This is a genomic window from Stutzerimonas stutzeri (assembly GCF_000952685.1).
In the GTDB taxonomy this organism is placed as follows: domain Bacteria; phylum Pseudomonadota; class Gammaproteobacteria; order Pseudomonadales; family Pseudomonadaceae; genus Stutzerimonas; species Stutzerimonas stutzeri_E.
On record NZ_JYHV01000029.1, the window covers coordinates 334,075 to 352,968 of the forward strand.

19 protein-coding genes are annotated in these 18,894 nt (G+C 61.8%); 8 read left to right on the forward strand and 11 right to left on the reverse strand.

Going from position 1 to position 18,894, the window contains the following annotated elements:
- Positions 1-2 precede the first annotated feature (2 nt).
- From egtD to UF78_RS16205, 3 genes are all read left to right on the forward strand, one after another.
- Positions 3-968 (forward strand): L-histidine N(alpha)-methyltransferase, encoded by a 966-nt coding sequence (egtD, locus tag UF78_RS16195; protein WP_045163227.1) that lies wholly within the window; start codon positions 3-5, stop codon positions 966-968.
- Positions 965-2,722 (forward strand): S8/S53 family peptidase, encoded by a 1,758-nt coding sequence (locus UF78_RS16200; RefSeq protein WP_045163294.1) that lies wholly within the window; start codon positions 965-967, stop codon positions 2,720-2,722. Before egtD ends, UF78_RS16200 begins: the two co-directional genes overlap by 4 nt.
- A 577-nt stretch (positions 2,723-3,299) precedes the next feature.
- A complete protein-coding gene (locus tag UF78_RS16205; protein ID WP_045163228.1) occupies positions 3,300-5,390 on the forward strand; it encodes a glycoside hydrolase family 5 protein in 2,091 nt (696 codons plus the stop codon).
- Positions 5,391-5,438: 48 nt separating this feature from the next.
- On the opposite strand, the gene UF78_RS16210 is transcribed toward UF78_RS16205, so the two are convergent.
- Complete coding sequence (locus UF78_RS16210; protein ID WP_045163229.1) at positions 5,439-5,807, reverse strand: hypothetical protein; 369 nt, start codon at positions 5,805-5,807, stop codon at positions 5,439-5,441.
- 154 nt (positions 5,808-5,961) lie between these two features.
- Here UF78_RS16210 and UF78_RS16215 point away from each other — a divergent pair, with 154 nt between their 5' ends.
- On the forward strand, positions 5,962-6,255 hold the full coding sequence (locus tag UF78_RS16215; protein ID WP_045163230.1) for a hypothetical protein: 294 nt from the start codon (positions 5,962-5,964) through the stop codon (positions 6,253-6,255).
- A 46-nt stretch (positions 6,256-6,301) separates the two neighbouring features.
- Here the strand turns inward: UF78_RS16215 and UF78_RS16220 are convergent, their stop codons facing one another.
- Together UF78_RS16220 and UF78_RS16225 are read right to left on the reverse strand one after the other, a co-directional pair.
- Positions 6,302-7,648: a DEAD/DEAH box helicase gene (locus UF78_RS16220; RefSeq protein ID WP_045163295.1), complete on the reverse strand. Its 1,347-nt coding sequence runs from the start codon at positions 7,646-7,648 to the stop codon at positions 6,302-6,304.
- A 190-nt stretch (positions 7,649-7,838) separates the two neighbouring features.
- On the reverse strand, positions 7,839-8,177 hold the full coding sequence (locus tag UF78_RS16225; RefSeq protein ID WP_045163231.1) for a hypothetical protein: 339 nt from the start codon (positions 8,175-8,177) through the stop codon (positions 7,839-7,841).
- A gap of 66 nt (positions 8,178-8,243) precedes the next feature.
- Between UF78_RS16225 and UF78_RS16230 the strand changes: the two genes are divergently transcribed.
- The 3 genes from UF78_RS16230 to UF78_RS16240 all read left to right on the forward strand — a co-directional run bounded on the left by UF78_RS16230 (position 8,244) and on the right by UF78_RS16240 (position 10,222).
- Positions 8,244-9,188: a LysR family transcriptional regulator gene (locus UF78_RS16230; RefSeq protein WP_045163232.1), complete on the forward strand. Its 945-nt coding sequence runs from the start codon at positions 8,244-8,246 to the stop codon at positions 9,186-9,188.
- Positions 9,182-9,736 carry a peptidylprolyl isomerase gene (locus UF78_RS16235; RefSeq protein ID WP_045163233.1) on the forward strand — a complete coding sequence of 185 codons (555 nt, stop codon included), beginning with the start codon at positions 9,182-9,184 and terminating at the stop codon, positions 9,734-9,736. The genes UF78_RS16230 and UF78_RS16235 overlap by 7 nt, the downstream gene beginning before the upstream one ends.
- 72 nt (positions 9,737-9,808) lie before the next feature.
- Positions 9,809-10,222, forward strand: a complete 414-nt coding sequence (locus UF78_RS16240) for a DUF6306 domain-containing protein (protein WP_045163234.1) — start codon at positions 9,809-9,811, stop codon at positions 10,220-10,222.
- Positions 10,223-10,245: 23 nt separating this feature from the next.
- Here UF78_RS16240 and UF78_RS16245 read toward each other — a convergent pair whose 3' ends face one another.
- The 8 genes from UF78_RS16245 to UF78_RS16280 all read right to left on the reverse strand — a co-directional run bounded on the left by UF78_RS16245 (position 10,246) and on the right by UF78_RS16280 (position 17,688).
- A complete protein-coding gene (locus UF78_RS16245) occupies positions 10,246-11,142 on the reverse strand; it encodes a CHAD domain-containing protein (RefSeq protein ID WP_045163235.1) in 897 nt (298 codons plus the stop codon).
- Positions 11,143-11,195: 53 nt separating this feature from the next.
- Entirely contained in the window at positions 11,196-12,461 is a 1,266-nt protein-coding gene (locus tag UF78_RS16250) for an Hsp70 family protein (protein WP_045163236.1), read from the reverse strand.
- Positions 12,462-12,592: 131 nt separating this feature from the next.
- Complete coding sequence (locus UF78_RS16255) at positions 12,593-13,939, reverse strand: spinster family MFS transporter (RefSeq protein WP_045163237.1); 1,347 nt, start codon at positions 13,937-13,939, stop codon at positions 12,593-12,595.
- Between the two features lie 121 nt (positions 13,940-14,060).
- On the reverse strand, positions 14,061-14,843 hold the full coding sequence (locus tag UF78_RS16260) for a hydroxypyruvate isomerase family protein (RefSeq protein WP_045163238.1): 783 nt from the start codon (positions 14,841-14,843) through the stop codon (positions 14,061-14,063).
- Positions 14,840-15,727 (reverse strand): NAD(P)-dependent oxidoreductase, encoded by an 888-nt coding sequence (locus UF78_RS16265; RefSeq protein ID WP_045163239.1) that lies wholly within the window; start codon positions 15,725-15,727, stop codon positions 14,840-14,842. The genes UF78_RS16260 and UF78_RS16265 overlap by 4 nt, the downstream gene beginning before the upstream one ends.
- Positions 15,728-15,796: 69 nt before the next feature.
- Complete coding sequence (locus tag UF78_RS16270) at positions 15,797-16,120, reverse strand: protealysin inhibitor emfourin (protein WP_045163240.1); 324 nt, start codon at positions 16,118-16,120, stop codon at positions 15,797-15,799.
- 9 nt (positions 16,121-16,129) lie between these two features.
- Positions 16,130-17,182 carry a M4 family metallopeptidase gene (locus UF78_RS16275; protein WP_045163241.1) on the reverse strand — a complete coding sequence of 351 codons (1,053 nt, stop codon included), beginning with the start codon at positions 17,180-17,182 and terminating at the stop codon, positions 16,130-16,132.
- Positions 17,183-17,367: 185 nt separating this feature from the next.
- The gene (locus tag UF78_RS16280) at positions 17,368-17,688 is read right to left on the reverse strand and encodes a hypothetical protein (protein ID WP_045163242.1); all 321 of its coding nucleotides are present in this window, start codon (positions 17,686-17,688) and stop codon (positions 17,368-17,370) included.
- A gap of 265 nt (positions 17,689-17,953) precedes the next feature.
- Between UF78_RS16280 and UF78_RS16285 the strand changes: the two genes are divergently transcribed.
- Positions 17,954-18,805 carry a putative selenate ABC transporter substrate-binding protein gene (locus tag UF78_RS16285; RefSeq protein ID WP_045163243.1) on the forward strand — a complete coding sequence of 284 codons (852 nt, stop codon included), beginning with the start codon at positions 17,954-17,956 and terminating at the stop codon, positions 18,803-18,805.
- Positions 18,806-18,894: the final 89 nt, after the last annotated feature.

The following is an 18,894-nucleotide window of genomic DNA, read 5'->3' on the forward strand; positions in this document are numbered from 1 at the left end:
CAATGGCATTAGCCGTTCATTTCCATGACCAGACACAACCGGCACACGATACGTCCTTGCGTGACGAAGCGCTGGCGGGGTTCGCCGCGGCGCCCAAGCGAATCTCGCCGAAGTTCTTCTATGACCGGCGCGGCTCCGAGCTTTTCGAGCAGATCTGTCTGCAGCCGGAGTACTACGTGACCCGCACCGAGGAAAAGATTCTTGCAGACGCAGCGAACGACATCCTCGAGATCGCCGGGCCACAGACCGACCTGATCGAACTGGGCAGCGGCGCCAGCCGCAAAGTGCGCCTGCTGCTCGAAGGCCTGCGACCGGTCAGCTATCTGGGCATCGACATCTCCGAAGACTTTCTGCTCACCAGCACCCAGCGTCTGGCGGCGGACTACCCCTGGCTGGAGGTGCATGCGGCGTGCGCTGATTTCTCTGACGAGCTGAAGCTGCCGGACGATTTCAAGCTTCACCATCCGCTGGTGTTTTTCCCCGGTTCAAGCATCGGCAATTTCACTCCACTGGAGGCTCGCAAGCTGCTCGGCCACCTGCACGAAATCCTTCCGCCCGGTGGTGGCGTGTTGATTGGCGTCGACCTGGTCAAGGACAGAGATGTGCTTGAGGCGGCCTATAACGACCGTGCTCACGTGACGGCGGCCTTCAACCTCAACGTGTTGCAGCGCATCCGCCAAGAGCTGGATAGCGATATCGACCCCTCACGCTTTACCCACCGGGCTTTCTTCAATGAACAGGATTCGCGCATCGAGATGCACCTGGTCAGCCGCGAGGCACAGGACGTGACCATCGAAGGCCAGCGCTTTCATTTCGATGCCGGCGAAAGCCTGCACACCGAGAACTCCTACAAGTACACCTTGGGATCTTTCGCCGACCTGGCCAATAGCGCTGGCTTCGACTGCAGTGGTCAATGGACCGATTCCCGCGACCTGTTCAGCGTGCACTATCTGCAATGTCGGCAATGAGGACAGCACGGCTTTTCCTGTCGATCGGTCTTGTGCTCGGAGCGTTGAATCCGAGCCCGGCAATGGCCGAGCCCGCTCCGTTACGCATCAAGGAGGTACAACGCTGCGGTGACCTCTTCGCCACCGATCTGCTGACCTTCTGCCTGCGCGGTACCGGGCTCGGCGACGGCGAGACCAGGTTGATGCTCGGCGGAAAACCGGTCGAAAGCTCGCCGACCGGCGAAGGCAACCTGCGCCTGTCGCTGCGTAAGGCTGAGCACCAGAGCGGACCGCTCTGGCTCGAACAGGGCGAACGCCGGAGCAACCCGGTGTGGCTGTCACTGAACGGCAGCCATGTGCTGGCGGCGGGCCCTGACGAGGTGGCGAAGAACATGGACGGGCTGAATACCTATCTGAACCTGATCAGCCTGATCATCGAAGAAAACCACGACGGCCTGGACGAAGCGCGCCGCCTGGCCAGCAAATATGGCGCCGAAGTGGTCGGCGCCATCGCACCGCTCAATACCTATCAGTTGCGCCTGCCGGTGAAAGACCTGACCGAGCGAGACGCCATGGTGCTGCGTCTGGGTAGTGAGGTGAGCGTGGATGCGGTGGTCGTCGAAGAATCCGGCCCTGAGGAGCCGGTGGAACAGGACCGTGGCAAGAAGCCCCGGAACAGTGAATGGGTCGCCAATCGGTTCCTCGACGCCGTGGATTATTACCGGCATCGCCTGCCGGCCCAACAGAGCTCGGCCAAGATGCATCCGGTGCGCATCGGCGTCATCGAACGCAATCTCGACTTCGACTCGCCCGAATTCGCCCAGTACATCGGTGATTGCGAACCGCAGGCGCCGCGCACCTGCGTCTACGCCAGGGATGCTGAAGACCCCACCGAGCACGGCACCACGGTAACCGGCATTCTCGCCGCGCGCAGTGAGGAACCCGGCGACAGCGGCTTTCTGAGCGCACTGGAACCGGCCAGCGCCGGCTTCGAGGTCATCGTCGAGCGCAACTCCGATGCTGGCATCACCGCCAACGTCGCCGCCTCGGTCAATCTGGTCGAGGACGGTGTGCGAGTACTGAACTGGAGTTGGGGCATCCACCGCGTTGGCGCGCGGGACGTCGAGGGCGAAGAGGTCGATTCGCTGATTCGCTCCGGCATTGCCATGAGCGGCTACGAGGAATTGCTCGAGGAGTTCTTTCTCTGGCTGCGCCGCGAGCATCCCGATGTGCTGGTGGTGAACTCTGCGGGCAATGGCTCGGCCCATTCCGGCCAGGACGACTACCGGCTGCCCTCCTCGTTCATCACCGAGCAATTGCTGGTCGTCGGGGGCCACCAGCGCAACGGCAAGCGTGACGTTCCGGTCACGCATCCCGAATACGTCACCAAACGGCCTTCGTCGAATGTCGACATGCGTGTCGACATCACCGCCTCGGCCTGCACCCGCGCTGCAACGCTGGAACCCGGCAAACGCGGCGACGTGCATTGCGGCACTTCATACGCCACGCCGATGGTGACCGGGGTCGTTGCGGCGATGCTCTCGATCAATCCGCAGCTTGCACCTGATCAGCTGCGTGAGCTGCTGCGCCGCAGCGCACTGACCATCGGCCGCGACCATGATTTCGAAGCGGCAGAGGCCGACGACCTGACCGCACCGATCCTGCCATCGGAGCGCAGCTATCAGCTGAACAATCAGGACATCGGCCGCTCGGCTCGGCTGGACATGCGCAAGGCGCTGGAGCTGACTTTCGACAGTCTGAATCAGGCGCGTTAACCGCCTCGGTCAACTGGGCCATTCAGCCTCCCGGCTGCTGCGTTTACATGCCGAAGCACACTCCCAGAAGTGCCGCTCTTTCATCTAACGCGTTTTATTGCAGCGCCTACAAGTGCGTCGTTAACGCTTCGCTTGTTCTCTTATCTTGCTCCTCGCGAAACATCCTGTAATAAACAATCATCGCTACCTCCGCCTAACAGAACTAACAAACGAAACGGCACTTGTCAGCGCGAAATAATCGCACTTCCAGCAACTACAATTAAAAACACTTATAGATCAGCCATTTATGTACACATATAACTAATAGCTGATTGCTATCAAATAATGTCACTATGCAATTAAATAATCAAAGATATGGTTATTGGCGACTTACCGGCGCCAAAATAATTTTACTATCCGTTGTTCGATCTATATAACGCCTATCCATACAAAGCGAGTCGCCGGCTCCGTCGTTTCGCTGCGTTGTGTATTAGGTGGCGTCGTCGGCAGTGCTTCGTTTGTTACATCACTCCGGGAATGCTTCCGAATTTTTTAAAAGGCACTCGTGCCTTTTGTCGTATTAAGTCCGGAGATATCAATGTCCCTCAGAGCAGTTTCGAACGTGCCAAGGGCGGTACTGGGTGCCGTCGTGCTGGCCGCCATGTTCGGGGTCGCGACGCCGATCCAGCAGGCATACGCAGCCACGTCAACAACGAACACCCTTCAGACCGTCGCCACCGCTCAGGTCAATGACTTCACCAGCCCCCAGTGGAACAAGGGCATCTGGCGCCAGTCCGCCGGGTTCTCCATTCCAGCGACGTCAGCCAGCAAAGCAGCTTTCAAGAAAGGTGCGCAGGTGAGGCTGGCGAATGGCCAGATTCGCACCGTGAAGGTCGTCTATTTTTCCGGCGCCCACATGAGCGTGATGCTGTCGGGTGCAACGCTCGACGCTGCGGCCGCCGGCTATCCACGCACCGTTGCAGCGCTGGACTCGGCGCCGGTTTCCAGCACGCCGCCGGCGACATCCGCACCGACGCCGAGCACGACGACCCACAGCAGCGCCATCAACAACTACACCAACAGCGACTGGCTGAACGGGGTGTGGCGTAAGTCGGCGGGCTTCTCGATTCCCCTGAACACCACCAACCGCTCTGTATTCAAACCCGGCGCCTCGGTGAAAATCGCAAACGGCCAGATCCGCACCATTACCGCCGTGTACACTTCCGGCAGCAACATGAGCGTGATGCTCTCGGGCAGCACCCTCAGCGGTACGCTCGGCTACCCGAACAAATTGTTCTCGACTACCAGCACGGCGGCACCAACCCCGGCCCCGTCCGCGCCGAGTCAACCCTCTACGCCCGTGGTCACGCCGCCTGCGAACCAGACGCCAGCTCAAGTCGTGGCACTGAACGCCTTCAACGGCGGCGACTTCGTCAATGGCATCTACAACACCAGCAAGTTCAACGGCGTATCGGTCAAGGCGACGGCTGAGAACAAGGCCGCATTCCATAAAGGCGCGAAGATCCGATTCGCCGATGGCCAGATTCGCACCATCAAGCTGATCTACCAATCTGGCGGTAACATGACCGTCATGGTCGATGGCGGCACCCTCAACGGTAAGGCCGTGGGCTATCCGCGCACCGTCTCGGTCAGCAACACGGGATTCAACACGCAGACCCCGAACGCCGGCAGCCAGACACCCGCTACCGGCGGCGCGCCGGCAAACCCGATCAATCTGGTGGGCATCAACCTGGCGGGTGCCGAATTCGGCGCCGACGTCGCGCTACCCGGCACCTATCTGAAGCAGTACATCTACCCCGGCGAAGCGGACTTCAAACGCTACGCCGAACGCAACCTGAAGCTGGTACGCCTGCCGTTTCGCTGGGAGCGCATCCAACCGCGGCTTAACGGCGAATTGAACCGCGCCGAGCTGGGACGTCTTCTGGCGACGCTCAACCATGCCAGGAAATACGACATGCAGGTCATCCTCGACATGCATAACTACTATCGCTACTACGGAAAGATGATTGGCTCCAATGAAGTACCGGTGAGCGCCTTCGCCGATACCTGGAAGCGTATCGCGCAGCAGGTCGCCAATCACCCGGCGGTCTATGGCTACGGTTTGATGAACGAGCCGCACACCACCAACGGCAAGTGGCCCGTCGCCGCCCTTGCGGCCGCGAAAAGCATTCGCAGCGTCGATTCGCAGCGCTGGGTGATCATCGCCGGCGATCGTTGGTCGAGCGCGTTCCACTGGCCGTCCTATAACACCAAGCTGGTCAGCGACCCTTGGATGCGCGATGCGAAAAACAACCTGATGTTCGAAGCCCACCTGTATTTCGACAAGGACTACTCCGGCTACTACACGAACAGGAACGAGGTTTATGACCCGATGATCGGCGTGGTCAGAGCCAAGCCTTTCGTCGAATGGCTTAGCAAGTACCGCCTGCGAGGCTTTATCGGCGAACACGGCGCACCGGACTTCTCACCCTCGGCCGTCGCCGCGACGGACAACCTGCTCCGTTATCTGGGCCAGCATTGCATTCCGAGCACCTACTGGGCAGCCGGGCCCTGGTGGAACGACTATCCGTTGTCGCTGGACGTCAAAAACGGTAAGCCGCGTCCGCAGCTGCCGGTATTGCAAAAGCACGCCGCCAACAAGGCGTGCGGAGCGGTCGGCCCGCTGTAATCGGCCATCGTGGTCGGCTGCGTCCCGTTCGATGACGCACAGCCGACCTCACCCTGTCGCCAGGGTATCGAAGACTTCCGGGGTGAGCGCCGCTTCCCCCTTCTCTTCCAGCCGTTGGCGGTGGCTGCCATCGCCACCGAGCATGCGCAGCAACCGCGTGCCGCGCTCGGTCAACACGAAGTTCTCGCCGTTGCCGCCCTCTTCTTCCGGCCGCGTCACCATGAAGCCGCCCTCGAACAGCAGGCTTTCGTAATTCTGCGCCTCGGCCTTCAACGAATCCATGTTGGGTAACGGCTGACCGGCGTCCTCCATGGCCATCGCGTGTTCGTCGGCGTACTGGCGCGGGGCGAAAGCCTCGTTGCCGGGCTTCTGCGCTTCTCGCAGCAGGCGCAGCATCAGATCCCAGTCGTAAGTCATGTCCTTTCTCCTGTTGCACCGCTTCAGCAGGGCGGCTCTTGCTAATACGGACCCTGCCGATGGCGGCATGGTTCGATCACCGGTGCGGCCGCAGAGGCTGAACTAAAGCGCGCCGACGGCGATCCACCGAACAAGTCGTTAGAAGGAGCGCACCATGAAATACCTGATGATTCCCCTCGCCGCCGCCCTGCTCGCCAGCCAGCCGGTATTCGCCGAATGCACCACCGATCAGATTGATGCGAAGGCCAAGGAGCTTGCCCAACGGGTGAATCAGCTGACCGAAAGCGACCCCGAGCGCGCGGCCGAGATCAACGAGGAACTGCGAGAGATGGAGGTCAAGCAGACTGCCGAGCAGCTTGGCGATGAATGTCAGGCCTATGACAAGCGGCTGCAGCACGTGGAAGAAGCGGAGAAGAAAGCCGATATCGCACCGGCTGAGAAGCGCTGAGAGGCGCTTAAGCCGGGGCAGTGAGGCCGCCCCGGCTCTGAGCCGATTATTCGGCGACGGGCTTTTTGCGACGCAGCGGCGCCATGCCGTCCTGGCTCACGATCTGTGATGGCGGCGTCTCACGCTTGGCGTTCTTCGGTCGCTTGGCGGTCGGTTTGCCAGTCGGCTTGGCCTTCTTGTCGATGGCCTTCTTCTTGTCGTCCTTTTTCTTCTTGGTGCCCGCCGCCTTGCCTGAAGCCTTGAGGTTCTTCGGGCCCATGTAACTGCCCTTCAGCCCCTTGATGACGCGTCGCTCGAAGCGCTGCTTGAGATAGCGTTCAATGCTCGACATCAGGTTCCAGTCGTTGTGGCAGATCAGCGAGATCGCCAGCCCTTCGGCACCGGCGCGACCGGTCCGGCCGATCCGATGCACGTACTCGTCGCCGGAACGCGGCATGTCGAAGTTGATCACCAGGTCCAGGCCTTCGATATCCAGCCCTCGCGCCGCCACATCGGTGGCCACCAGAACCTTGACCCCACCTTCCTTGACCCGGTCGATGGCCAGCTTGCGGTCCTTCTGGTCCTTGTCGCCGTGCAGCACGAAAGCCTTCACACCCTCGGCCACCAGACGGCCATACAAGCGATCGGCCTGCACGCGGGTGTTGGTGAAGATCACCGCCTTCTTGTAGGTCTCGTTGGCCAGCAGCCAATGCACCAGTTTTTCCTTATGCTCGGTGTTTTCGGCGGTGATGATCTGCTGGCGGGTGCCTTCGTTCAGTTCGCTGATGCGGTTGAGCTGCAGATGCAGCGGATCGCGCAGCACGCTGGCTGACATCTCGCGTAGCGCGGCGCCACCGCTGGTGGCGGAGAACAGCAGGGTCTGCTGGCGCTTGGCGCATTCGCCGACCAGGCGCTGCACGTCGTCAGCGAAGCCCATGTCGAGCATGCGATCGGCTTCATCGAGGATGAGCAGCTCAACGTCCTTGAGGACCAGCGTGCCGGCGTTCAGATGCTCAATCATGCGTCCCGGGGTGCCGATGAGGATATCCGGCACCTTGCGCAGGATCGCGGCCTGGACCTTGAAATCCTCACCGCCGGTGATCATCGCCGACTTGATGAAGGTGAATTGCGCGAAGCGCTCGACTTCCTTGAGGGTCTGCTGGGCCAGTTCGCGGGTCGGCAACAGAATCAGCGCACGCACATCGGTGCGGACCACCGCATCGCCGATCAAACGGTTGAGCATAGGCAGCACGAAAGCCGCGGTCTTGCCGCTGCCGGTCTGCGCCGTTACCCGCAGGTCACGCCCTTCAAGCGCCGGAGGTATGGCCGCCACCTGCACCGGCGTCGGCTCGACGAATTTGAGTTCGGCGATCGCCTTGAGCAGGCGTTCGTGCAGGGCGAATTGGTCAAACAAGGGTGACACCTCGGGTAGGTCGAAAAAACGTCGCATAGATTAACGCGTCCAGCCGCCGCGGAGGCGCCTTTATGCGGCCTGAGCTGCTCAACCGGCCCGGCGAGCATCGTGCGGATCGTGCGGGCGCGACCGGTGCCTGGCGATGCGGCCGCAGCCAAGCCGAGCCCGCGGACGCGGCGTTAGCGGCCCGTCAGGAAGACGTTTGCGGCTCACAGGTCAGCTTGATGCGCAGGCGGATCACATCACGCTTGAACTTGGCGACCATGGGTTTACGCTCGCCCGCCTTCAGGACGGTGTGGCGGGTTCGCGGCGCCTCCGGCCCATTGCGGAACACCGCGGTGCAGTCGACCGGGTGTTCACTGAAGTTCTGCAGTATCAGGCCGGCCATGTCTCGGTCGATGGTTTCAGTGGTGGCCAGCACGTCGGCACCGTTAAGTTCCTGCTCTACTTCCACTGGGTAGCTGACGGCCAGGGCGCTCAGTGGGATGATGGCGAGCGAAGCGAGCGCGGCGAAGCAGATGCTTTTCATTTTTTGTAAGGGCTCCTTGTCAAGGCTTGCCAGCGTACCAGACAGACGCCACAGGAAAACCATGGAATGAAAGTGCCACGCGTGACCCTCGATCAATGGCGAACTCTGCAGGCGGTGATCGACCACGGCGGCTTCGCCCAGGCCGCCGAGATGCTGCACCGCTCGCAGTCATCGGTCAGCTACACCGTAGCGCGCATGCAGGAGCAGCTGGGCGTACCACTGCTGCGTATCGACGGCCGCAAGGCGGTGCTCACCGACGCCGGCGAAGTATTGTTGCGCCGCTCCCGGCAACTGCTCGTCCAGGCCGGACAGCTCGAAGAACTGGCTCATCACATGGAGCAGGGTTGGGAAGCCGAGGTCCGCCTGGTGGTGGACGCCGCCTACCCCAACGCCAAACTGATCCGTGCGTTGACCGAGTTCATGCCCAAAAGCCGCGGTTGCCGGGTTCGGCTACGCGAAGAGGTACTGTCCGGCGTCGAGGACGTACTCAAGGACGGCACCGCCGATCTCGCCATCAGCGCCTTGGATATCACCGGCTACCTCGGCGCGGAGCTGAGCCACGTGGAATTCATCGCCGTCGCCCACGCCGACCATTCGCTGCACCAGTTGCAACGCAAGCTCAGCGTGCAGGACCTGCAGAGCCAGATGCAGGTGGTGGTGCGCGATTCCGGCCAGCGACAACCACGCGACAGCGGCTGGCTGGGCGCCGAACAGCGCTGGACCGTGGGCAGCCTGGCCACCTCGGTGGGCTTCGTCAGCAGCGGGCTCGGCTTCGCCTGGCTGCCGCGCCACATGATCGGACGCGAGCTGGCCGAAGGCGTGCTCAAACCGTTGCCATTGGTCCAAGGCAGTATTCGTCGCCCGTTGTTCTATCTCTACACTAACCCGAACAAGCCGCTCGGCCCGGCAACCCAGATTCTCATCGACCTGATCAAGACGTACGATGCGCAATCGCAGCCTGCCAACGGTGGGCTCACCCAGGCTTCCTCCCTCACCAGGACTACATCATGAAACGACTCCTACTCGCCGCCTGCTCATTGCTGCTCGCTGGAAACCTGCTGGCGGCGGAAAACCCGCGCGTGCTGCTGAACACCAGCATGGGCGAAATCGAAATCGAGCTGGAGGCCGAGAAAGCGCCGATCAGCGTGAAGAACTTCCTCAGCTACGTCGAAAGCGGCTTTTACGACGGCACCGTATTCCACCGCGTGATCCCCGGCTTCATGGTGCAGGGCGGCGGCTTCAATGAAGGCCTGAACCAGAAGAAGACCGGCGAACCGATCAAGAACGAAGCCGATAACGGCCTGCACAACGTCCGCGGAACGCTGGCGATGGCCCGCACGCAGAACGTCAACTCAGCCACCAGTCAGTTCTTCATCAACCACCGCGATAACGCGTTTCTCGACCATGGCAGCCGGGATTTCGGCTATGCCGTATTCGGCAAGGTGGTGCGCGGCATGGACGTGGTCGACCAGATTGCCCAGGTACCGACCGGCAACCGCAGCATGATGCAGAACGTGCCATTGACGCCGGTGAAGATCGTGACCGCGAAGAAGCTGTAACCCCCGACGCAGTCATCCTGACGCACGCCGCTCGCAGCCGTGCGTCATTGCCACCAGTACAGGAGATCCCGCATGAATGATCAGCATCCCCTGAATACGGCGCAAGGCGAAGCCCAAATGCTGCAGGATCTGCTGAGTGCCGAACGCGCGGGCGCCAAGGTCGCGGGTGAAAGCCTGCAGCATTGCAAAGATCCGGCGCAGCGAAAACTGCTGGAGCAGATTCGTCAGGGCGAGGTCGACAGCTGCAGGCTGGTGCTCAACTGCCTCAATCACCTGGGTATCGAGCCTAACCGCGAAACCGGTGCGTTCTATGACAAGGCCATGGCTATCGAGTCGCTGGACGAGCGCCTGCCCTTCGTTGATCGGGGGCAGCAGTGGGTGATCCGCAAGCTGCGCGAATACCTACCGGGTTGTGAGGACGCCTTCATCCGTACCGAACTGGAAAAGATGCTGGCTATCCACGAGATCAACAGCCGGGCCGCCTGAGCAAATCGACCGCCATGCGATGCTCAGCGCTGTGCGTCGTTCCAATAGCGCCGCCAGCGCGCAACCAACTGCTCTGGAGCTTCGACATAGAGTTCGCTGCCGATCTTCAGCGCACCGCTCTGCAGCTCGCTGCGACGCTCGGCAATCATTACGTCTAGCCGCTCATGCTGGCTCGGCTCACCAAACAGCTCGGGTTGCCGTTGTTTCAGCTGCTGCATCATCGCCAGGTCGTGATCGTCGCCGAGCATGTCGGCCAGGCGCTTGAGCGTATCGCTACGCAGTTGCATCAGCGTCGGCCAGCTCGGCGCGAGCAGTCGCGTCTGGTACCAGTGATCCTTGACCCGCTTGCGCCACTGGTGAAGCTGCTCATCGCTCAGATCAAGACGGGCTTTGGCCAGCTCCGCACAGCCATCCGTGTAAGTGCGGTGCACGCCAGCGGCGAACAAATCAAAGTCATTCGTCGCCAGCTTCCACTTCTCGACCCGCTCGCGTAGCGACTGAAGCTCGGCTTTCGCCTCAACAATTCGTTGATCGATGCCGCTGGTCTCGGTCTCACCACGTCGTGCCCGATCCCGTAGCCGCCGCCGCGTTTTTTTCAGCCCCTCTTGCGCAAAAGAATCAGGAAATCGCTCCGCCAGCAGATCCCAACTTTCAAGCATCGCAGCGGCATCGCGGGACTCGGCCAAGGCACGCCCAAGGTCGCGCAAGCGTTGGTTCTCACGTTTGAACTCGCCGCCCAAGGGCTCGCGTACCAAGCGCAACAGCGCGCGTAGCTCCTTGAAGCGCTTGCGCGCCTGGTGAATCCCTTCGGCACGTTCCGCGACCGGCGCGCCCAGCGCTTCCATGGCTTTGTCGATACCCTGACGCGCCACCTTGCGTACTTCGGCAGCAGGATCGTGCGGACGCAGCTTATACCCCATGAGGACTCCTATCAGGCCCGCCGCGGTGCGACTTCGCCGGCGTTAACGGGTAATCAACCGTAGCGCTTAAGCGCCTCGATCGCCAGGCCGCTGCCGATACTGCCGAAGCGATTCCCTTCGACGTGACGCGCCCGTGGCAGCAATCTGGCGACACTGTCGCGCAGTGCCGGAATCGCGCTGGAACCGCCGGTAAAGAACACCGTGTCGATTTCCTCATGCTTGAGCCCGGCACTGGCCAGCAATTGACTGACGGTGCTACGGATTCGTTCGAGCAACGGGTCGATTGCGGCCTCAAAGCCGTCACGGGTCAGATTCACCTGAAGCCCCGCCTCGATCCGCGCGAAGTCGATCAGATAGCGGTCCTGCTCGGTCAGCTCGATCTTGCCCTGCTCCACCTGCATCGCCAGCCAGTGCCCGGCACGCTGCTCGATCAGGCTGAACAGGCGATCGATCCCCGTCGGGTCGACGATGTCGTAGCGCATGCTCTGCAACGCACGCAGCGAGGCCGGCGCATACACCGCATTGATGGTGTGCCAGGTGGCGAGGCTGAGATGGGTGCTGGTGGGCATCGGAGCGTCGCTCTTCATACGGCTGCCATAACCGAACAGCGGCATCACACCCTGCAGGCTGAGCTGCTTGTCGAAATCAGTCCCGCCGATGTGCACGCCCGAGGTAGCGAGTATGTCGCTCTGCCGATCATCGACGGCACGCCGCTCCGGTGACAGCCGCACCAGCGAGAAGTCGGAAGTACCGCCGCCAATGTCGACGATCAGCACACGCTCTTCCTGCTCGATGCGCGACTCGTAGTCGAAGGCTGCGGCAATGGGTTCGTATTGGAACGACACATCTTTGAAGCCGATCTTGTTCGCCGCCGCAGCCAGGGTCTGCGCCGCTTCCCGATCGGCTTGCGGATCGTCGTCGACGAAGAACACCGGGCGACCCAGCACCACCTCGTCGAACGAACGCTCGGCCTCGATCTCGGCGCGTTGCTTGAGTGTTCCGAGGAACAGCCCGAGGATTTCCTTGAACGGCATGGCGCTGCCCAGCACCGTCGTTTCGCTCTTCAGCAGCTTCGAGCCCAGGAGACTCTTGAGCGAGCGCATCAGCCGCCCTTCGTAGCCTTCCAAGTATTCGGACAGAGCAAGACGTCCATAGACAGGACGACGCTCCTCGGCATTGAAGAACACCACCGATGGCAGCGTGTGTTGATCGTCTTCGAGCACGATCAGCGGCTCGCTGGCGGGTCGCCACCAACCGACGGTGGAATTGGAGGTACCGAAATCGATGCCGCAGGCGCGGGCGGGTGACGAATTGTGCATGTGCGTTCCGGACTGCCAAAAACGGCCGCGCAGTTTATGCGAGCCAGCAGCCAAATGTCGGCCAATCGTCGTTTTGATAGGGCAAGGCTGCGCCTGGTGCTGCGGTTGTTCACCACAGCACCAGGGAAGGATCAGGCCAGCGCCGCCTCGACAGCCGCGGCGGAGTCGGTCATGCCATCCGTCATGCGCTTGGAGTCATGACAGAAAGTACGCGAGGCCTGGAACAGAAATACCATGGTCAGTAACAGCGAGCCCGGAATCAGATACATGGCGCCGTGCAGGCCCTCCGCACGGAACACTTCGCTCATCTCGCTGGCGCCCGCGGCGAGCATTGCCGCTTCGGCGAAATGATCCGACAGCAGCCCCACCACCACCGTGCCCATGCCGCCGCCGAGCAGGTACAGCCCGGCGAAGAACAGCGCCATGGCGGTGGCGCGCAGACGCGGCTCGACCACGTCCTGAATGGCGGTATAGACGCATGTGTAGAAGTTGTAGGAGAACAGCCAGCCAATGCTGAACACCGCGACGAACACGCCAACCTCTATGCGCCCCGCCAGCAGTGCGTAACCGGTGGCGAACGTGGCGATGAGCATGCTCACGGCGGCGAAGATCAGCCGGCCACGGGCGAAACGCTGATGAATCTTGTCGGCGACCCAGCCGCCCAAAGTCAGCCCGATAAGACCGGTCAATCCGACGATCACGCCGGTGGCAATCGATGCTTCGACCAATGGCACGGCGTGATAGCGCATCAGCAACGGCACCATGAAGGCGTTGCAGGCGTAGGTCGCGAAGTTGAACGCCAGCCCTGCCAGCACCAGCCACCAGAACGTGCGAATCGCCAGCACTTTGCGTACCGGCTGCTGTACGCGTTCCTGGGAAACTTTCACCGTCTCGGCGGCACCGCGTTGAGGTTCTTTGACGAAGAAAATGAACAACGCCAGCACCAGCCCGGGTACGGCGGCGATAAAGAAGGGTGCGCGCCAGCTGCCGAAGTACTCAACCATCGAACCAATGGTGAAGAAGGCCAGCAGCAGCCCAAGCGGCAGGCCGAGCATGAAGATGCCCATCGCCCGTGCGCGCTTGTGTGCCGGAAACAGGTCGCCGATCAGTGAGTTGGCGGCCGGCGCATAACTGGCTTCGCCGATGCCGATGCCCATGCGCACCAGCAGGAACGTCCAGAAATTCCACGCCAGCCCATTTACAGCCGTCAGCCCGCTCCAGGCCGTCAGGCCCCAGCCCATGATCTTGCGACGCGATCCAACGTCGGCCATGCGCCCCAAGGGCACACCGGCTATCGCGTAGATGATGGTGAACGCGGTACCGATCAGCCCCAACTGGAAGTCGTTGAGGTTCCACTCCAGACGGATCGGTTCGGCAATGATGGCGGGAATGGTCCGGTCGAAGAAATTGAACAGATTGGCCAGAAACAGCAGGAACAGGACGCGCCAGGCGTTCGCGGCTTGGGTAGATGGCTGCATGACGTCGCTCTCGATTTATTGTTATACGCCGGTCGTCTGACCGACTCGACGCCGACTCTAGAGCGCCGGCGCTCGCCTGTCTGTCACCATCATCTTCGCTTATGCCGGGCAATGCGACCGTTCAGTGTTTTCGCCACGTTTCCAGCCAGCCCAGGCCGGCAGCGGTATCTGTGCCTTCGGGTCGATATTCGGCCGACAACCAGCCGTCATAGCCCACCGCCTGCAACGCATCGAGCAACGGTTCGAACGCCAGCGAACCGGTGCCGGGCGCGCCGCGGCCGGGGCAGTCGGCGAACTGCACGTGGCCAATGCGCGACCCCAACAGGCCAATACCGGCAGCCACGTCCAGCTGCTGCCGAGCCATGTGATAAAGGTCCAGCTGCGCCTGGCAGTTGGGGTGATCGACCCGCTGCAACAACGCGTGCAGATCGTCCGGCGTGTTGATCAGAAAGCCCGGCATATCCAACGGGTTGATCGCCTCGCAAACCACCCGAATGCCCAGCAACGCGAAGGCCTCGGCGCTCTTGCGCAGGTTGCCCGCCAGGGTTTCGAGCGCCTGATCGCGAGTCACGCCTTCGGCCAGCCGGCCCGGCAGTACGTTGACGCACACCGGCCGTACCATGGCCGCGTAAGTCAGCGCCTCCTGCAACGCAGCATCGAAGTCGGCCTGACGCGCCGGTACCGCAGCCAGGCCAGGACCGCCGTGCATGAAATCGCCGGCTGGTAGGTTGATCAGCACCAAAGGCAAATCTGCACGTTCGAGCAGTTCCTTGAGATGGATCGCTGGCAGTTCATAGGGAAACTGGATCTCGACACCATCGAACCCGGCAACGCGGGCCGCCATGACGCGTTCAGCAAGCGGCAGCTCGCTGAACAGCATGGACAGGTTGGCGGCGATCTTCATGGGTTCTGCTCCCGATACATGTTCACCAGCGTGGATGGATCGTTTTCAAGGTTTCCCTGGCTGCCATGCAGTCGCATCAGCTGCGCCGCCAGCCCGGTCATTGGAGTGGCGCTGCCTTCTTCGCGGGACAGTTGCACGGCCGTGTCGAGGTCCTTGAGCAGGGTCCGCACGTGCCATTTCACCGGATCGAACTCGCTGCTAGCCATCTGCGGGGCGAGAATTTGCAATGGTTTGGAATCGGCGAAGCCACCGGCGAGCGCCGGTGCGATCAGGCTGGCGTCGACGCCGGAGCGCTCGGCCAGCGCCACCACCTCGGCGATGACCAGTGCATTGCAGGCCACGATCATCTGGTTGCAGGCTTTCGTCACCTGGCCAGCACCGACATCGCCCATGTGCGTCAAGCGCTGGCCCAGGTACGCCAATACGGGGCGCACCCGCTCGACATCCTCGCGGCGCCCGCCGGCCATGATCGCCAGGCTCCCCGCCTCGGCGCCCGCCGTACCGCCTGACACCGGTGCGTCGACCCAACGCATGCCACTGCGTGCTTCGAGCTCCGCGGCCATGGCGCGCGTGGCGGCCGGCTCCAAGCTGGAATGATCGACCAGCACCTGACCCGCCCGAGCACCCTCGACGATGCCACCAGCGCCGAACACCACCTCGCGCACCACTGCTGTATCGGCCAGACACAGCAGCACCACATCGGCCTCGGCGCAGAGTTCGGCGGGACTGTTCGCCAGCCGCGCGCCGGCATCGACAAGGGGCGTGCATTTTTCAGGCGAGCGGTTCCAGACACTCAGTGGAAAACCGGCAGCGAGCAGCCGACGGCACATGCGCAGCCCCATCAGGCCGATGCCGGCAAAGGCAATGGATGGCAGTTCAGACATCAATGAAATCCCTTGAGCAAAGATGGCAGCGATTCTAGCGCCGCAATGACCGCTGCGAACAAGCGCCCCTCAGGACACCTCGCCTTTGTCCCAAAGCCGCACCAGTTCACCGGGTGCCCGCTCCTCCGGGATCTGGAGAACAAGTTCGTCGTCACGCTCATTTTCTCGGTAGCGCAGCTCGATCTGGTAATAACGGCGGTCACCCTGCCCGCTGGTACTGGTGGCCAGCGGCAGGCAGCCTTCCAATACCGAGCAGATCTGCCCGCGTTGCTGCTCGTCGCAACGGGCGAAATCAATCTCACGCGGGCGGCTAAGCGCCTGCATCGTGGCAATGCCACCCTGCCTTGACAGGCGGACAGTCGCGTCACTGCCCAATGCCGGTAACTGTTTCATGGAGCCTCCTCAGTTCACCATCACACCGACGCCCGCCCAGGACTGTTCCACTGCCTGCGCCTCGCTGTCACCGAAGCGAACGGTCGCGTTGTCCACGGTCAGTCGGGCAAACGCGACGAAATCCGCATCATTGGCCAGACGAGGATCGCACAGGGTGTCGTACCAGATGCGCCCGGCCTTCTCCCAAGCGTGGCCGCCCATCGCCGTGGCGGCCAGGTAGAACGCGCGGTTGGGAATGCCGGAGTTCAGGTGCACACCACCATTGTCATCGCGCGTTTCTATGAAGTCGCGCATGTGCCCGGGCTGCGGATCCTTGCCCAGCACGGGGTCGTCATAGGCGCTGCCGGGGTTGGCCATCGAACGCAGCGCCGATCCCTGCACGTTGTCGGTCAGCAGCTCGGCACCGATCAGCCAGTCGGCCTGGCCCGCCGTCTGTTTGAGGCTGAACTGCCGGACCAGCACACCGAATACGTCGGAAACCGACTCGTTCAAGGCACCGGACTGATTGAAGTACACCAGCCCGGCCTCGCTTTCGGTGACGCCATGGGCCAACTCGTGAGCCACAACATCCAGCGAAAGGGTGAAGCGATTGAAGATTTCGCCGTCGCCATCACCGAACACCATCTGCGCGCCGTTCCAGAAGGCGTTCTCGTAGCCGACACCGTAGTGCACCGTCCCGACCAACGGGAAGCCGTGGTTATCGATCGAATCTCGACCGAACGCTTGCCAGAAGAATTCATGCGTGATGCCGAGCGCGTCATAGGCCTCATCGACCGCCGCGTCGGCGACCGGCGGCTGGCCTTCGATCCGCGCCAGCACGCCCGGCAGCACCATCTGCTGCTGGGCATCGTGAATGCTGCGCCGCGGCTCGCCTGGTTGGCCGCGTTCGGGCAACACGCTGACCCTTGGCTGGCGATTGGGCGGCCCTGGATTAGGCAACAGCTCACGCACGTGGCCCAGCGTTCCCAGCGCACGTTCACGCTGCCATTCCGAGCCGTTATCGATGATGTGCCGCAGGATGTAGGGCGGGATGAAGCCGTGGCACGAAGTCCGATCGAGCATGAAGAGCCCCCTTCAAATCACATGGCTGCGGTGTGCACCCATACCCCTCTGATCAGGTCCTGTCCGTTGCGTTGCTTCGTCCGGACATTTATTTGTCAGCGGCAACAACGCAACCGGAACACGACACGCGCCATCGGTAACCATCAGCGGCGCGAAGAACAGACTGTGCAGACCTGAGGGCCAGTCTAGCTGTCGTTCGCCGAATGCCCCAGGCGCGCGGGAGCAGACTTGTCTTCCAGGGCGCGGATCGCTTCGTCCAATTGCTGGATGCAAAGATCGATCGCCATCTGCCGTAGGGCGTCCGGCCATTCATGGTCGGAAATCGGTTCGACCAGATCGAGCAACGCGGAGTAGCCGACGAGCATCCCATGCCTGATCTTCAGCGTCTGGCCGTCGCGCAACAGGGTCACCGGATCCCGCGAGACGATCGTCGCGCCGGCAGCGAGCATTTCGTCGACGTGTTTTCGAAGGGCGTGGAGCGTGCGTTTGTCTTGTTGCTCTTCCATAGCAATTAGCCATCTTCCATGAAGGCGGCGATTCTAGATTAACCGTGAACTGAATCACAAAACATTTTCCACGGCTTGTTTAACGCTTCAGGACGTCTCGCCTGACCGCCCTCACGCTGAAGCCCCTCACAGGGCGAAAGGCTCACAAGAGAATGCAGCCCAACAACCCGCTCAAACCTTCACCGATGCCATGCGACTTGCACCGTCGCACCTCTGTACCTCTATAATCCGCGCGCTTTTTCCGCTATTGAACCGGAGAACCACAATGTTGAAGCGAACCCTGGCAGCCCTTGCCGGCCTTGCCGTATCCCTGTCTTTTGTTACCGCTCATGCAGCCGAACCCCTCCGGGTATCGGCCATCCCCGACGAAGCACCGACCGAACTGATCCGCAAGTTCGAACCGCTCGGCAAATATCTCGAAAAACAACTGGGCATGCCGGTGAAGTTCACCCCGGTTTCCGACTACGCCGCAGTGGTCGAATCCCTGGCTGCCGACCGTCTCGACCTCGCCTGGCTCGGTGGCTTCACCTTTGTCCAGACCCGCCTGAAGACTGGCGACGCGATCCCGCTGGTGCAACGTGAGCAGGACGAGAAATTCACCAGCAAATTCATCACGGCCAATCCGGACGTGAAAACGCTGCAGGACCTCAAGGGCAAGACCTTCGCCTTTGGCTCCGTGTCGTCGACGTCCGGCAGCCTGATGCCACGCTATTTCATGATCCGGGACGGCATCGATCCCGAGCAGTTTTTCAAGCGCATCGCCTATTCGGGCGCGCATGACGCCACCGCTGCCTGGGTCGAAGCCGGCAAGGCAGATGGCGGCGTGCTCAACGCCTCGGTATGGGACAAGCTGGTCGCCGCCGGCAAGGTCGATACCGACAAGGTCCGAGTGATCTCCACTACACCGCCCTACTACGACTACAACTGGACGGTGCGCGGCGATCTCGATCCTGCTCTGGTAGCCAAGATCAAAGCCGCTTTCCTCGCGCTGGATCCAGAGAATCCGGAACACAAGAAGATTCTCGATTTGCAAGCTGCCAGCCGCTTCATCGAGACCCGCCCGGAAAATTATGAAGGTATCGAGGAAGCTGCCCGCGCCGCTGGCCTGTTGAAGTAATTTCCCGCCCTCGACCGCCGCGGTCGAGGTGCCGCCAGAAGTGGACGGCTCGGCTTTTCGCCCGACCGCCCCGCGCCAATGCCCTCATG